The sequence below is a fragment of the Rhodococcus artemisiae genome, assembly GCF_036327795.1.
GTDB classification, from domain to species: domain Bacteria; phylum Actinomycetota; class Actinomycetes; order Mycobacteriales; family Mycobacteriaceae; genus Rhodococcus; species Rhodococcus artemisiae.
Genome location: NZ_JAUTXY010000023.1, coordinates 40,415 through 55,625 on the forward strand (window position 1 = coordinate 40,415; position 15,211 = coordinate 55,625).

A 15,211-nucleotide genomic window follows, 5' to 3' on the forward strand; every position below is an offset into this window, starting at 1 on the left:
CCACCGGGCGGCACTGCTCTCACTGGGCGGCGCTGACCGAGGACATGTGGAAATCGGGGATACGCATCGGCGGCATCGCGGTACGGGTGAACCAGTCGTTCCATTCCCGCGGCAGCGTCCGCTCGGTCGCCCCGACCTCGACGGCGCGGCGCAGCAGATCGAGCGGGGATTCGTTGAACCGGAAGTTGTTCACCGCGCCGCGCACCTGCCCGTCCTCGACCAGGTACACCCCGTCGCGGGTCAGTCCGGTCAGCAGCAGCGCCGATGGATCCACGTCCCGCAGATACCACAGGGTGGTGAGCAGCAGACCGCGTTCGGTGCCGGCGATCATCTCGTCGAGGGTGGCATTCGAGCCGCCGGTGAGCAGCAGATTCTCCCCGGGCGCGGTCACCGGCGCGGAGAACTCGGCCGCCGCTGCTCGCGGATACGTCAACGCCGTTACGGTGCCGTCGCGGATCCAATCGACACGTTCGACATCGAGACCGTTGTCGAACACCGACACCGTGTCGGTCGAGGCAGTCGCGGTGAGGAACGGTGGGCAGGCCAGACCCTGCGCTGCCGGATCCGAGGTCAACGTCAACGGCAACGCCGCCACGGTCTCGCCGATGCGGGTGCCGCCGGGCCGCGACCAGGCGGTGTGTCCCTCCTCGGCGCCGCGCCCACCCATCGACCACATCAGGTAGATCATCAGATCCGCCACCGCCGACGGCGGCAGCAGCGTCTCGTACCGGCCCGGCGGCAACGCCACCGTGTTGCCGGCCCACCCGAGCCGCCGGTCCAGTTCGGTGAGCAGCGCAGCGGTGTCGACGTCGGTGAAGTCGGTGGTGCCGGCCCCCACCCAGGCGCCCGCACCGGACAGCCCACCGCGTTTCGCGGTGATCTCGAGAGACCCGTCCTTCTGTGTCCAGCGGCGTCGGAGCCCGGTGGAGGTGCCCAGCCAGGTGGTGTGCACCTGATGATGCGCGAACCCGTACAGCGGATCTCGTCCGTCGTCGCCGAAACCGGCGGCCAACGCCTCGAACACGTCACCGAAGACCTCGATGCCGGTGCCGGCCGACGCGTCCGCCCAGTCGACAGTCACACCGTCGCCGGGCAGCAGCGGCATCGCGTCGGTGGCCTCGGCGGCGGTGTCGGCGGCCGCGACCGCCGCGGCCACCACCGCGGCGACCTCGTCGGCGGTCACACTCGGGGCGGTCACGATGCCGCAGCGCGGCTGCGGGTCGCGGCGGATCGCAATCACCGTCCAACTGCGCGAGCGCATCACCCCGTTGGTGGTCATCGAACTACCCGCCCACCGCACATTCGCGTCGTCTCTGTCGGTGACCAGCACGATCGTCTCGTCGGCGCGGGACGCGGCCAACGCGGCGTCGACGAGCCGGGGAGCGTCGATCATCGAGCGCCCTCCTGCCGGGTGTTGAGCACGTTGATCTGCCGCAGCAGCACCGACGGGCAACCATGACTCACCGCCGCGATCTGTCCGGGTTGCGCTTTACCGCAGTTCATCGCGCCGCCGAGCTGGTATGTCGAGTGCCCGCCGACCGCCTCGAGTGCACCCCAGAAGTCGGTGGTGGTCGCCTGATATGCCACATCCCGCACCTGACCGGCCAGACGCCCGCCGCGGATCCGGTAGAAACGTTGCCCGGTGAACTGGAAGTTGTAGCGCTGCATGTCGATCGACCAGCTGCGATCACCGACCACATACAGTCCGTCCTCGACCCCGCCGATCAGATCGGCCGTGGACCGATCGACCTGCGGATCCGGTTGCAGCGACACGTTCGCCATCCGCTGCAACGGCACATGATGCGCCGAATCGGCGTAGGCGCAGCCGTTCGAGCGGCCCACACCGGCCTTGGCGGCGAACGCCCGGTCCAGCTGATAGCCCACCAGCACGCCGTCGCGCACCAGATCCCACGACTGGGCGGCCACCCCGTCGTCGTCGAATCCGACGGTGGCCAGCCCATGCGGGTCGGTGCGATCGGCGGTCACTTGCATCGCGGTGCCGCCGTAGCGCAGCGACCCGAGCCGGTCCGGCGTCGCGAACGAAGTCCCCGCATACGCGGCCTCGTAGCCGATCGCCCGGTCGTATTCGGTGGCGTGCCCGACCGACTCGTGGATGGTCAGCCACAGATTCGTCGGGTCGATCACCAGATCCGTCGGGCCCGCCGTCACCGTCGGAGCATGCGCCTTCTCGATCAGCAACTCGGGCAGCGCCGCGAGCTCACCCGACCAGTCCCACACCGCATCCGATGCGACGTACTCCCAGCCTCGCCCGGTCGGTGCGGCCAGGGTGCGCATCGACTCGAACGTCCCCGCATCCCGGTCCACCGTGGTCGCCTCCAGATGCGGATGCACCCGCACCCGCTGCTGTGTGATCGACGACCCCGCCAGATCCGCGTAGAAACTCTGCTCCTTGACCAGCTCGCACCCTGCCGCCACGTGGTGCACACCGTCCACGCCCTGCAGCCGGCGCGAATAGTCCGTGAGCACCGCGACCTTCTCGTCGATGGGCACGGCGAACGGGTCGCTGCGGTAGTCCGAGCACCACGTCGCGTCCCGGTACACCGGTTCGGGTGCCCACTCGACGGGATCGCGGTTGATCGGGCGCAACGTCCGCGCTACCGCGACCGCACGAGCCGCCGCGTGCGCGGCACCGTCGGGATCCGGTTCGGGATTCGACGCAAAACCCCAGGTTCCGTCGATCAGCACCCGCACCGCGACCCCCAGGTCCGATGCGTCCACCGCGGACTGGACCGCACTGTCGCGCAGCATCAACGACTGGGTGCGCACCCGATGCACCCGCACATCGGCGTGCTGCGCACCCGCCGCGCGGGCCACCGACAGCGCCGCATCGCCGATGCGCGGCAACGGCAGCGCCAGAAAATCCGGATCGACGACGTTCACCTGCAGCAGCGTATCGGCCCGCTCACCCGAACTGTTGAATTCCGAGCCGGATCACCATCGCCGTGACCACCACCAGCAGCACCACCCGCACGAACCCGGCGCCGCGCCGCAGCGCGGTGCGCGACCCGAGCACCGACCCGGCGACATTGCACACCGCCATCGCCAACCCGAGCGTCCACCACACATGCCCCCCGAGCGCGAACAACACCAGTGCCCCCAGGTTCGACCCGAAGTTGAGGACCTTTGCCATCGCCGCCGAGGTGACGAACTCGCTGCCGAGCATCGCCGCGAACACGATGATGAAGAAGGTGCCGGTGCCGGGCCCGAGAATGCCGTCGTAGAACCCGATGACCGCCGCCGCGCCCACGATCACCGCCACCATGCGCGTCACACTGGGTTTGTGGGCCGGGGCGGTCCCGAGGGTAGGGCGTGCCGTGACGAACACCGCGACCGACACCAGCACCACCATCACCAGCGGAATGAACACGTCCGGGTCGATCAGCGACACCGCCGCCGCGCCTGCGGCCGCGCACACCGCCGCGACGAGCGCGGCAGGGGCCAGAACCTTCCACTGCAACGGGATGCGCCGCGCGAAGGTGATGACCGCCGCGCCGGTACCGAAGATCGCCGAAAGCTTGTTCGTCGCCAACGCCGCCTGCGGAGTGAGCTGCGGGGCGACGAGGAACAATGCAGGCAGCAGGATCAGCCCGCCGCCGCCGACCACGGCGTCGACCCATCCGGCGGCCGTGGCCGCCACCAGCAGTACGGCCCAGTCCGCGGCGCTCATCACGCCATTCGATCACGGCGAACCGCGGTGTCGGGCACGGCGCGCACGTGCGCCGGCGGCTCGGGAGAAAAAACGCGCTCCCGTTCGTTGATCGGGTAACGGCCGCTCATCCCCTGCAACAGACGGCGCGGCCGGCACCCGGAAGGACCGCCATGTACTTGTTGTTGTTCCTCGCCTACGTGGTCGCGGAGATCGCCGTACTCGCTTGGCTCGGCTCCACGCTCGGCGCGCTCGTCACCGTGCTGCTGTTCCTGGGTGTGAGCGTGCTCGGCTACGCGGTGCTCGCCTCCCGCGGACGCCGCGCGCTGCGCGATCTGACCTCGCTGCGCGGTGGCGCGACACCGAACCTCGATGTGACGCCGGAGCGGATGCTCACCGACGGTGCGCTCATCGGTGTCGGAGCCGCCCTGGTGTTGGTGCCCGGGCTGATCACCAGCATTCTCGGGATCGTGTTGTTGCTGCCGACCCGTGCGGTGCTGCGTCCGCTGGTGCGCGCGGCCGCGGCGCGGCAGGTCGCGCGGCACGGCGCCACGGTGCGGGGTACCCGCACGGTGGTGGTGGACGGGCAGGTCGTCGAACACACCGTCGTGGGTGCCGATCCGCGCCTGACCGCTCCCGGCCCGAGCGAGCCGGTGATCCCCAGCGACGGGGTGCTCGAGGGCGAGATCGTCGACACCCCGCCCCGCCGACACCCGTGATGAGGGGGCAGACTGGACTCTCGTGAGTTCAGCACCGCGCACCCGGCTTCTCGTCGGCGGCCGCATCTACAGTTCCTCAGCCCCGGACGCGACCGCGATGGCGGTCACGGACGGACACATCGTGTGGGTCGGTCAGGACCGTCCGGGGAAGGCCTTGCATCCGGACGCAGAGATCGTCGACCTCGACGGACTGTTCGTCGCGCCCGGGTTCGTCGACACCCACGTGCACGTCACCGCGCAGGGATTGACGGTCACCGACCGGAACCCGCTCGCGGTGGACCTGTCCGGCAGCGGCAGCCTTGCCGAGTTGTTGCGCCGAGTCGCCGAGTTCGCTGAGACCCACGACGCCGCCGTCATCTGGGGGCAGGGCTGGGACGAGACCACGTGGCCCGATGCTGCCCCGACCACCGCGGACCTCGATGCCGCGGCCCCCGGTCGTGCGGTGTATCTGGCTCGGGTCGACGCGCATTCGGCGGCAGCCTCGAGCACCCTGCGGGCGGCTGCGGAGGCTACCGGACTCGATGGGTACCACCCGGAGCGGCCACTGACCGCCGCCGCGCATCATGCGGTGCGCGCCGCCGCGCACGCGGCGCTCACCCCGCAGCAACGCACCGCCGCGCGCAGCGCGGCCCTCGACGACGCGGCCGCGCACGGGATCGTCGCGGTGCACGAGTGCGGTGGCCCCGACATCTTCGGTGTCGACGACTTCACCGAACTGCTCGCCCTCGATCATCCGGTGCAGGTGCGTGGCTACTGGGGGCTGGCCGTCACCACCGCGGAGCAGGCCCGCACGGTGCTCGCGGACACCGGGGCGCACGCGCTCGGCGGCGACCTGTTCGTCGACGGCGCGTTCGGGTCGCGTACGGCGTGGCTGTCGGAGCCGTATCTCGATGCGCCGGACTGCTGCGGCCGCACCTACCTCGATGTCGAAGCGATCGCTGCGCATCTGCGGGCCTGTACCGTCGCCGGCATCCAGGCCGGATTCCATGTGATCGGGGATGCCGCGACCGCCGCGGCGATCACGGCGATCGAGCAGGTCGCCGCGGATCTCGGTGGGCCCGCCGTCGCGTCGTGCGGGCATCGTCTCGAGCACGTCGAGTCCGTCACCGCCGCGCAGGCGCAGGTGCTCTCGCGGTACGGGATCCTTGTGAGCATGCAGCCCGGGTTCGATGCGGCGTGGGGTGGCCCGTCCGGGATGTACGCGCAGCGGCTCGGCACCGAACGCGCCGCCGCGCTCAACGATTTCGCGGCGATCGCCGCGACCGGCACCTCGCTGGCGTTCGGGTCCGATGCGCCGGTGACCGCGCCGCGCCCGTGGGCGATGCTGCGGGCGGCGGTGCATCACCGTACCGACGGCAGCGGCATCTCGCCGCGCGCCGCGTTCGCTGCGGCGACGCGTGGGGCGTGGCGGGCCGGTGGGGTCCGGGACGGTCTGGCGGGCACGTTGGATCCGGGGGCTCCGGCGTCGTACGCGTTGTGGGAGGCGGGGGAGTTGGTGATCAGTGCCCCCAAGGACGGGGTGCAGCGCTGGTCGACGGATCCGCGGTCGCGGGTGGCGCCGCTGCCGGATCTGAGCCCGGGTACCGCGGATCCGGTGCTGGTGCGCAGTGTGCATCGCGGCCGCGTGGTGTACGAGCGGTGAGTGCCGACCCACAGGATGCCGTTCCGTCCGGGTGGTTCCGGACGGGAGCGGGAGCGTCGTTGACGCGGCGGCTCGCCCCGGTGTCGGCGCGGTCGCTGGCCGCGGTCGGGGCGGGACTACTGTTGTTCGCGGGTTTCCCGCCGCGGCCGTTGTGGTTCCTGGCGCCGGTGGGCATCGCGGTCCTGGTCGTCGTGTTGACGGCCCGGCCGATGCAGCGGAAGGCAGGGTTCGGATACGGCTTTCTCGCGGGCCTGGGGTTCCTGGTGCCGTTGCTGCCGTGGATCGGGGTGTATGTCGGGCCGCTGCCGTGGTTGGCGTTGGCGGCGGCCGAAGCGCTGTTCCTCGGGCTGTTCGGGGCGCTGGTGGTGCATCTGCGGTCGATGCCGGCGGCACCGTTGTGGATCGCGGCGGCGTGGTCGCTGACCGAATATCTGCGTTCGTCGGTACCGTTCGGCGGGTTTCCGTGGGGCCGGTTGGCGTTCGGGCAGCCCGACGGGTTCCTGGTGTGGCTCGCCGCGGTCGGGGGCGCCCCGCTGGTGTCGTTCGCGGTGGCGTTGATCGGTAGCGGCGCGGCCGCGCTCGTGCTCGCGGTGCTGCGCCACCGGAACCGCGGTCCGTCGGATCGTGGGGGCCCGTGGATAGCGGTCGCGTGGATGTCGGTGGCGCCGCTCGCGGCGCTGGCGGCGTGGCCCCTGCTCGTCACCGCCGACACCCCGGATTCGGGCGGGAGGGCGGTGACGGTCGCGGCGATCCAGGGCAGTGTGCCGCGCCTGGGCCTCGACTTCAACGCGCAACGCAAGGCGGTCCTCGACAATCATGTCGCGCAGACCCTCGAGCTCGCCGAGCAGGTCCGTAGCGGTCAGGTCGACGCCCCGGATGTGGTGATCTGGCCGGAGAACGCCTCCGACATCGATCCGCTGCGCAACGCGGACGCCGCCGCCGACATCTCTGCCGCGTCCGCCGCGATCGGTGCACCGATTCTCGTCGGTGCGGTGCTGATCAACGGTGACGGCACCACCACCAACTCGGTGATCGTGTGGGACGCGCAGTCCGGGCCCGGGGAGCAACACGACAAGCGGATCATCCAACCGTTCGGCGAGTATCTGCCGTATCGGTCGTTCTTCCGGTTGTTCTCCGAATACGCGGACCGTGCCGGGTTCTTCGTGCCGGGCGACGGGGACGGCACCGTCACTGCCGCGGGCATCACGATCGGGGTGGCCACCTGCTACGAGGTGGCATTCGACCGGGCGTTCCGCGACTCGATCGACGCCGGCGCGCAGCTGCTGGCGGTGCCGACGAACAACGCCACCTTCGGGGACACCGAGATGACCTACCAGCAGTTGGCGATGTCGCGGGTGCGGGCCGTCGAGCACGGCCGCACCGTGATCGTCGCCGCGACCAGCGGGGTCAGCGCGGTCGTCGACCCCGACGGTCGAGTACAGCAACGCACCGCGTTGTTCGAGCCGGCAGCGTTGGTCGCGCGCGTGCAGTTGCGGCAAGACGCTACGCTGGCTAGTCGGTTCGGACCCGTCCCGGAGCTCGCGCTCTGTGTCGGGGCCGTGGCCGCCGCCGGTGTCGCTCTCGTGCGCGACCGCCGGCGCCGCGATGCGTCGGGGTCACAGCCCGACACCGACGCAGCACCAACCCCGGCCGACGGCCGGTTCGACAGGGAGGACCTTTGATGGCAGCGGCGACGCCGGCCGGGGACACCAGCGCACCGAGCGCCCGCACTCTGGTGATCATTCCGACGTACAACGAACGCGAGAACATCGGACGGATCGTCGAGCGGCTGCACGCTGCGCTTCCGCACACCCACGTGTTGATCGTCGACGACGGCAGCCCCGACGGCACCGGCGCGTTCGCCGACGAGCTCGCGGCCGCCGACCGTGGCCCTGACGGGTCGGGTGGGCGCATCGAGGTGATGCACCGCACCGAGAAGAACGGTCTCGGTGCCGCGTACATCGCCGGGTTCCGGTGGGGTCTGGACCGCGGCTACACGGTGCTCGTGGAAATGGATGCCGACGGCAGTCACGCTCCCGAGCAGTTGCATCTGCTGCTCGAACAGGTCGATGCCGGCGCCGATCTGGTCCTCGGATCGCGGTATGTGCCGGGCGGCACCGTGGTGAACTGGCCGTGGCATCGCGAGGTGCTCTCCCGCGGCGGCAACATCTATTCGCGTCTCGCGCTCGGGGTGAACGTGCAGGACATCACCGGCGGCTACCGCGCATACCGGCGGCACGTACTCGAAACCCTCGATCTCGACGCCATCGCCTCGCACGGCTACTGCTTCCAAGTGGACCTGGCGTGGCGGACCCTGCAAGCGGGATTCACGGTCGGCGAGGTGCCGATCACGTTCACCGAAAGAGAGATCGGTGAGTCGAAGATGAGCGGCAATATCGTGCAGGAAGCGTTGCTCAAGGTGACGCTGTGGGGGGTCGAGTCACGGCTGTCGAAGGGGCGGGCATTGCTCGCTCGGTCGCTCGGTCGGTGACACCGGGTGTCGCTCGGTCGCTGACGTTCGGTCGGGTGTCTCACCCCGGGTGATCGAACGGGCCGCGCGCCACGAGGTCGGCTTCGACGCCGAGATGCCCACACAACCGTCGGATCGCGGTGCAGTCCTGCACCACCGGTTGTGCGGCGGCCGCCGCGGCGGTGTCGGCGAGCATCGCCTGCCCACCGGGGATCTGCTCGTGCGCCACGATCGCGGCCCAGGTGTCCATGTCGTTTCCGGTGAACGCTTCGATCCCGGTGGCGAGCGCGTCGAGCAGCAGTTCACGTTCGGTGGCGTCGAGTTCGTCGAAGACCATCGTGAGCAGTTCCCCGGCCAGGGAGCTGTGGCACAGTTCGTCGCGGCGATGCACGGCCACGGTGCTGCGGTTGACCGGTTGTACCGTCTCGTCGCCGGTGAACAAGCCCAGATACGCGCTGATCGACGTTTCGGCGACGGTGGTGAAGGCCAACCGGATCAACGCCGCATGCCGCAGGTCGAGGGCGTGGGCGACCGCCGCGTCGTGGGCGCGGACGGTAGCGCACGGCGGCAGCACCGCATCGGGCATCGCCCAGCCGCGGCGCCGGCGGGTCAAGGAGTTGGCGTTCTGATGCATCAGTGTGTGGTACTGCTCGTCGACCATCGCCTGCAGCACCCCGACGGTGACCGTGTCGTGCGGGCCGAGGCCGAACACATCCGAGGTGATCAAGCCGAATCCGGGGTTGACGACGTGCTGTTCGATGTCGATGACGTTCTTGTTGTACGCGATCCAGGCCCACGCCCCGATCCGGGCGCGGTGGTGCTCGTCGAGCGCGAGGAAACGTGGATCATTGTGGAACGGGATCATCCTGTCAGGGAAGTCGCGCAGCGCCGGCTCGAACATCGCGTCGAGGTCCGGTTCGTCCTTCTTGACCGCGGCGCGGCGACCCCACGAGCGGGACAGTCCGCGGATCACGGCGCTCTCGACGGGATCGGTCGGGTCGTGGCCGGGGAGTTCGGGGGGACGGAGCCGGGCACGCACGGGTTCTGCGGTGGCGGCGCCGGCGTGTGCGAGTGGGATTCCGAATTCGGGATCGATCATCGCGGCCCCCCGTTCTCGAGGTCGGGTCCGGGTGGTGCGGACGGCAGCATCGTCAGCAGCTGCCCACAGATCGCACGATACCGGTCGAGGCCGGGTTCGAGGGTGGTACTCGCCCGGGTCATCACGGTGTCGAACGCGTCGATCCGGTGGTCGTCGGCGGCCGCGTCGAGTTCGTCGAGGGCGTTGCGGAGCGCACGCCGGGCCTGCGCCGCGTACGGGTTGGCCGCCTGGATGTCGTGGTACACCTCGGGCACCCCGGAAGCGACGCGCGCGAGCAGGGCGCGCAGCAGCATGTGCGGCGGCGGGGCGGTGGTGTCCGCGGCGGCCGGCGGATCGAGGGCATCGAGTGCCAATCCGAACGCGAGGACCGTCGCGTGGGTCAGGGCCTGAGTGGTGGCGGTGACCCGGTCGTGTTCGTCGGCGCCGACCGGCACGACGCGCGCGTCCCATCGGCGTAGCGCTGCGACGAACCGATCCACGGGCGGTCCGTCGCGGTAGACGACGACGGCGACGGGTCGGCCCGCCATCCCCAGGGATGGGGCGAACATCGGATTGATGCCCAGCGCCGCGCGGTCGGGCAGTGCGTTGTGCACGGCGTCGGCCATCGCGGTCTTGACCGACAGGGTGTCGACCAGCAGCGCATCGGGCGGCAGCAATCCCGCGAGAGTGGGGAGCGCAGCGAGAGCGACCGGTTCGGGGACGGCGAGGACCACGGTTGCGGCCGCCCGCAGTACGGATTCGGCAGCAGGGGTCGGTGCCGTGATGTCTGCTCGGATCGTGAAGTCATGTGAATCACATTGCGGGGCAATATTATCCGGCGATGCCGGATCCAGAATGTGGACCCGGTGACCGTCGCCGTGCAGCGCCGCGACGAGCATCGTGCCGACCTCCCCGCACCCGCCGGCGACGACGACGGGCCCGAGGGGTGCCGCCGTCACCGGCGGGTTCCGTCTGCCAGCGACGCGGTCCCGTTGGTGCCGGCTCGGCCGGCGGTCCCGTTGGTGCCGGCCGGGTCGGTTCCGCCAGTGCCGCCCGCATCGGGGTCGGCGAGGCAGCGGCGCATCGCAACGGCCTTGACCAGGGTTTCTTCGAGTTCGTCGTCCGGATCGGAAAGCGCGACGATCGCGCCGCCGATACCGAAGCTGACCTGATGATCGGTGGCGACCATGGTGCGGATGACAATGGACAGATCGACCGTGCCGGTCAGGGACAGATATCCGAGCGCCCCCGAATAGACGCCACGCGGCCCGTCCTCGAATTTGTCGATGATCTCCATCGTGCGCAGTTTCGGTGCACCGGTCATCGAGCCTCCCGGGAACGCGGCCCGCACACAGTCCACCGCGGTCCGGTCGGGACGGAGGGTTCCGCGGACAGTGGAGACCAATTGGTGCACCGCGGAATAGGTTTCGACATCGAAGAGCTTGGGGACGTGCACGGATCCAGGGGTGCACACCCGGGAGAGGTCGTTGCGCACCAGATCGACGATCATCAAGTTCTCGGAGCGGTCCTTTTCGCAGGTGCGCAGATGCTCGCGCAGCGTGGCGTCCTGCGCGGCGGTGGTGCCGCGCGGGCGGGTGCCTTTGATCGGTTTGGATTCGACAACGCGGTCCGTCCCGATCCGCAAGAACCGTTCCGGGGAGGCGCTGAGCACCGACAGCCCGGGGAAACGCAGTAGCGCACTGTACGGTGTCGGGCTGATACTGCGCAGTACCCGGTAGGTGCGCAGCGGATCGATGTGCCGGTCGACGGTGGCCGTGTTGGTCAGGCACACTTCGTACGTTTCGCCGCTTCGGATCTCGGCGAGGCACTGGCCGATCAGTTCGAGATAGCGGTGCGGGTCGTGTCGCACCCGGATCTTCTCGTCACGGTCGGCGCGCACGAGCAACGGCGGCGGGGCGGCCGGCACCGAGTCGGACAAGGTCGCGAGCACCGCGGACGTCTCGTCGAACCAGGCCGCGGTCGCGGCCTCGCCGAGGTGTTCGCTGAGCGCGAGCAGGTGGCAGCGTCCGGCCTCGTGATCGAGGACGACGGCGCGGTCGGCGAACACCATGGCGGCATCGGCGACCGGGGACGTGTGCACCAGTTGACCGCCGGCGTCGGCTTTGAGTTCGTAGCCGAGATACCCGACGTAGCCGAGCCCGAACGCGAACGGGAGATCGTCGCGGGGCGCGATCCGGCGTTCGGTGAGTCTGCGGTCGAGGTGGTCGAAGAACGTGCGGTGGTACGAGGTCTGCGTGCCGTCGGGGTGATATTCCCGCACCAGCGTTTCGGCGACACTGTAGCTGACGAACTCGGCGCGGGGCCCCGACGCGTCGCCCATCACCGTGAACCGTGAATCGGGTTCGAGAGCGTCGCTGCCGTCGAGCAGGAAACTGTGCGGGCCCGCGGCGAACAGCGCCTCGTACACCGCGTGCGGGTCGGGATGGCATTCGAGGGTGCGGCTCTCGAGCACGAACCCCGTGGCCTCCACCGCCGGGGCCGGTACAGCGGCACCGTTACGGGCGGTGCGCGTGTGTGTGGCGGTGGCGGCTCGGAAATTGTCGAGCAGTTCGAATCCGTAGTCGGTGCCGATGGATTCGGGGTGGAACTGCACCCCGAACAGGGGACGGTCGCGATGCGCGACGGCCATGAGCAACCCGTCGCCGGTGCGGGCGAGGACGTCGAACTCGTCGGGGACCTGCTCGACGATCAGCGAGTGGTAGCGCACGGCGGTGAACGGGGAGGGGATCCCGGCGAACAGACCGGTCCCGTCGTGCAGGATGTCGCTGGTGCGGCCGTGCACCGGTTCGGGAGCACGGACGACGTCGCTGCCGAACAGATGGCACAGTCCCTGATGACCGAGGCACACCCCGAGCACCGGGACGGACAGTTCGGTGAGGGCGCGCGCACTGATCCCGAAGTCGCGTTCGCGGTCCGGGCGGCCGGGACCGGGGGAGATGACGACGTTGTCGAAGTCGAGGGTCAGGACCTCGTCCCAGGAGGTGTCGTTGGTGACCACGATCGGGGCTGTGCCGTTGACTCGGGTCAGGAGGCTGTAGAGGTTGTAGGTGAACGAGTCGTAGTTGTCCACGAGCAGTGTGCGGACCGGCGGGGTGGACGACCCGGCGTTCGACGAAGACCCGGGGCCGGAGGGAGACGCAGCCGCTGCCATGACGCAGTCAGCTCCGGTGCTCGGCGGAGACGGTGTCGTCCAGGTCGCCGGGCGCGGTCTTCTCGCCGCCGGCGACGATGAGGTCCTCGACCCGGCACGCCTCTTCGATCAGCAGGTCGTAGAGTTCACGCACGAACTCGGCGGACAGTCCGTGGCGGTCCGCGTAGTCGCGGGCGCGGCGCTGCACGAGCTGCATGCGACCGGGTTGCAGCACCGCGATGTCGTGTTGTTGTTTGAGTTCGGCGACGCGCGTGCACAGTGCCAGCCGATCTCGGACACCCTCGAGCAGCGTCCGGTCGACGCGGTCGAGTTCGACGCGCAACGCCTCGAGCGCGGCCTCGGGGTCGGTGACGGCGTCGATTTCACTGCCGGTGGCGGTGTTGTTGTCGTTCACGTGTATTCACCTCCCGGGTGCTGCCCGACCGGATGATCGTCGGATGCGGTGCGTGATGTGAAGGTGGTACCGCCGAATGTTCTCGTCCGGCGGGTTCGCCCATAATTGCACGCCGATCCGCACGAGTGCCCGCCATTTGATCTTTTTGTGGCGTGTCCGCGACCTCACCGGTCCCGCATCCCCCTGGGGAAAGGAAATGCCGTTGCGGGAAGTAATTCCCGCAACGGCATCACCGGTTGCGCAGGCCCGGGTGGCAGGCACCCGGTGGGTCGTTCAGCCGCGCCGCTTGCTCTTGATCAGGTCGAGGCGTTCCTTGAGCAGTTCCTCGAGATCCTCGACCGAGCGACGCTCGAGCAGCATGTCCCAATGGGTGCGCGGCGGCTTGGTCTTCTTCGGCTCCGGTGCAGCTCCCTCGATGAGGGTTCCTTCGAGGCCGTTCTTGCACATCCAGGTACCGGGGATCTCGGCTTCGTCGGCGAACGGCACGTCGAACTCTTCGCCGTTGTCGCAGCGGTAGCGTGCCATCCGACGCGGCGCAAGATCGTGGTCACGGTCGGTCTCGTAGCTCACCGCCCCGAGTCGGCTGCCTCGCAGTACACGATCTGCCATGGTGGTGTCCTCTCTCGTAATGCTCCGCCCGGTGGGGCCCGGCACCGACGCGGCGTGTGCCGGACGGTACCCACGTCCACACCATGTCAACGTCGGCGGGGTCGAATCCGTTCCCGAACCGGGGACACGGCCGATCTGCCAGTTTACCGGCACGGGTTCTGCGCTCGGTAACGTGTCACCCTATGGCCGGACGGGAGCGCAGACCAGCGAGTTGTCTGTGGTGTGGGCGGCCGGTGCCGGAGATCGGGACGGGACGCCGGCGTCGCTATTGCCGCCGGTCGTGCCGTCAACGCGCCTACGAGCAGCGCGCCACCGCGGCGAGCACTGGGCTCGCGGCCGATGCCGTGGTGCTGTCGGCGTTGGAGGCCGAGGCCCTGACCGATCGGGCGTTCGAGGTGCGATGCGCCGCCGAGGATGTGGCGACCGCCGTCGACGAAGGTGCCGGTCAGGTGGAACTGCGCCGGTTGTGTGCCGAATTGGTGGAGTTGGCGCGGGCAGCCGAACGACTGCGCTGAGATCGGTGTCCGGGCGGTGTGCGGTTCGGTCAGACGAAGAAACCGCCCATGGTGTACACGACCTGGCAGAATGCGCCGTTGACGTATTGCACCGAGCCGAACAGTGCCGCCATGACGGGGCCGGGCCCCGGTGCAATGGTGGTGGACAGTTGCGGGACCCCACCGATCCGGTCGTCGAGGGTGGCGACACCGGCCCGGAAGTTCTCCATGTTCATCCACACGAACTTCAGGTCGGCGGCGGCGGGTTGGACGGGGATGGTCGGTTGCACATAGACCTTCATCTCCCCGAACCCGATATCCGGATTGGCGTGCGGACCGGGGTGCGCCCACCCGGAGGTCATCGCGAACGGGGTGAACCCGCCGCCACAGCCCGGGCCGACCGACGGCGCGGGTGACATGAACGGCTGCGGGATGTTGCGGGGCGGCGGCTCGAGAATCGTGGGGGTGCGGGCGGCATCGACGAGCCGGTCGAGGGCGTCGACGAGGTCCGGCGACCCGGCGAGCTCGGCGCGCAGTTGGTCGACGGGCACCCCGGCGGGTGCGGTATCGGCGGCGGCGTGGGTGGGGACCGCGACGGCGATCGCCGCCGCGAACAGGACACCGAGTGAGCGGGCAAACCGGCGACGCGACATCTGATGCTCCTTCGTCGGGTGTGGGAGTTGTGCGTCAGAGGGAAAACGGTCGGATACCGCAAGTAGTGGGACAGGTGTGATCCGAGTTCCGAGGATAGGCACCGAGCCCGAGTTTCGCGCCGTTTCGACATTTGTCGTCGAAAACCCGACATTTCGGATTCGCGTATCGAACGGTGATCGAATCGCGATGGAAATGTAATTGTTCTCGCGGACGTGCGCGGGGCAGATCCGATTCCGGTTCGGCCCCGATTACCGATCGGTATCGCATTCGTCCCCGTCGGCTTTTCTGCGGCGCGAAACCGCACCGGGGCGC

At 69.5% G+C, this 15,211-nt stretch carries 14 protein-coding genes; 5 read left to right on the forward strand and 9 right to left on the reverse strand.

Annotated elements, in window-relative coordinates:
• Positions 1-19: 19 nt before the first annotated feature.
• Genes Q7514_RS30625 through Q7514_RS30635 form a run of 3 tightly spaced genes read right to left on the reverse strand, consistent with a single transcriptional unit; the run spans position 20 to position 3,688 of the window.
• Complete coding sequence (locus Q7514_RS30625; RefSeq protein WP_330137023.1) at positions 20-1,393, reverse strand: metallopeptidase TldD-related protein; 1,374 nt, start codon at positions 1,391-1,393, stop codon at positions 20-22.
• Positions 1,390-2,901 (reverse strand): TldD/PmbA family protein, encoded by a 1,512-nt coding sequence (locus tag Q7514_RS30630; RefSeq protein ID WP_330137024.1) that lies wholly within the window; start codon positions 2,899-2,901, stop codon positions 1,390-1,392. The genes Q7514_RS30625 and Q7514_RS30630 overlap by 4 nt, the downstream gene beginning before the upstream one ends.
• Positions 2,902-2,923: 22 nt before the next feature.
• A complete protein-coding gene (locus Q7514_RS30635) occupies positions 2,924-3,688 on the reverse strand; it encodes a TSUP family transporter (RefSeq protein WP_330137025.1) in 765 nt (254 codons plus the stop codon).
• A 152-nt stretch (positions 3,689-3,840) separates the two neighbouring features.
• Between Q7514_RS30635 and Q7514_RS30640 the strand changes: the two genes are divergently transcribed.
• Genes Q7514_RS30640 through Q7514_RS30655 form a run of 4 tightly spaced genes read left to right on the forward strand, consistent with a single transcriptional unit; the run spans position 3,841 to position 8,519 of the window.
• Positions 3,841-4,386, forward strand: a complete 546-nt coding sequence (locus Q7514_RS30640; protein WP_330137026.1) for an FxsA family protein — start codon at positions 3,841-3,843, stop codon at positions 4,384-4,386.
• A 22-nt stretch (positions 4,387-4,408) separates the two neighbouring features.
• A complete protein-coding gene (locus Q7514_RS30645) occupies positions 4,409-6,028 on the forward strand; it encodes an amidohydrolase (protein ID WP_330137027.1) in 1,620 nt (539 codons plus the stop codon).
• A 59-nt stretch (positions 6,029-6,087) separates the two neighbouring features.
• Positions 6,088-7,710 carry an apolipoprotein N-acyltransferase gene (gene lnt, locus Q7514_RS30650; protein ID WP_330137039.1) on the forward strand — a complete coding sequence of 541 codons (1,623 nt, stop codon included), beginning with the start codon at positions 6,088-6,090 and terminating at the stop codon, positions 7,708-7,710.
• Positions 7,710-8,519, forward strand: coding sequence for a polyprenol monophosphomannose synthase (locus Q7514_RS30655; RefSeq protein ID WP_330137028.1), 810 nt, complete (start codon positions 7,710-7,712; stop codon positions 8,517-8,519). The genes lnt and Q7514_RS30655 overlap by 1 nt, the downstream gene beginning before the upstream one ends.
• Positions 8,520-8,559: 40 nt before the next feature.
• Here Q7514_RS30655 and Q7514_RS30660 read toward each other — a convergent pair whose 3' ends face one another.
• The 5 genes from Q7514_RS30660 to Q7514_RS30680 form a co-directional block, all read right to left on the reverse strand.
• Positions 8,560-9,597: an AurF N-oxygenase family protein gene (locus Q7514_RS30660; RefSeq protein ID WP_330137029.1), complete on the reverse strand. Its 1,038-nt coding sequence runs from the start codon at positions 9,595-9,597 to the stop codon at positions 8,560-8,562.
• Positions 9,594-10,535 (reverse strand): prephenate dehydrogenase, encoded by a 942-nt coding sequence (locus tag Q7514_RS30665; protein ID WP_330137030.1) that lies wholly within the window; start codon positions 10,533-10,535, stop codon positions 9,594-9,596. Before Q7514_RS30665 ends, Q7514_RS30660 begins: the two co-directional genes overlap by 4 nt.
• Positions 10,532-12,748, reverse strand: a complete 2,217-nt coding sequence (gene pabB, locus Q7514_RS30670; protein ID WP_330137031.1) for an aminodeoxychorismate synthase component I — start codon at positions 12,746-12,748, stop codon at positions 10,532-10,534. The genes Q7514_RS30665 and pabB overlap by 4 nt, the downstream gene beginning before the upstream one ends.
• Positions 12,749-12,755: 7 nt before the next feature.
• Positions 12,756-13,142: a chorismate mutase gene (locus Q7514_RS30675; protein WP_330137032.1), complete on the reverse strand. Its 387-nt coding sequence runs from the start codon at positions 13,140-13,142 to the stop codon at positions 12,756-12,758.
• A 273-nt stretch (positions 13,143-13,415) separates the two neighbouring features.
• Positions 13,416-13,751 carry an RNA polymerase-binding protein RbpA gene (locus Q7514_RS30680; RefSeq protein WP_054720842.1) on the reverse strand — a complete coding sequence of 112 codons (336 nt, stop codon included), beginning with the start codon at positions 13,749-13,751 and terminating at the stop codon, positions 13,416-13,418.
• Between the two features lie 182 nt (positions 13,752-13,933).
• On the opposite strand from Q7514_RS30680, the gene Q7514_RS30685 reads away from it, so the two are divergent.
• Positions 13,934-14,266, forward strand: a complete 333-nt coding sequence (locus Q7514_RS30685) for a hypothetical protein (RefSeq protein ID WP_330137033.1) — start codon at positions 13,934-13,936, stop codon at positions 14,264-14,266.
• Between the two features lie 29 nt (positions 14,267-14,295).
• On the opposite strand, the gene Q7514_RS30690 is transcribed toward Q7514_RS30685, so the two are convergent.
• Positions 14,296-14,898 (reverse strand): hypothetical protein, encoded by a 603-nt coding sequence (locus Q7514_RS30690; protein ID WP_330137034.1) that lies wholly within the window; start codon positions 14,896-14,898, stop codon positions 14,296-14,298.
• Positions 14,899-15,211: the final 313 nt, after the last annotated feature.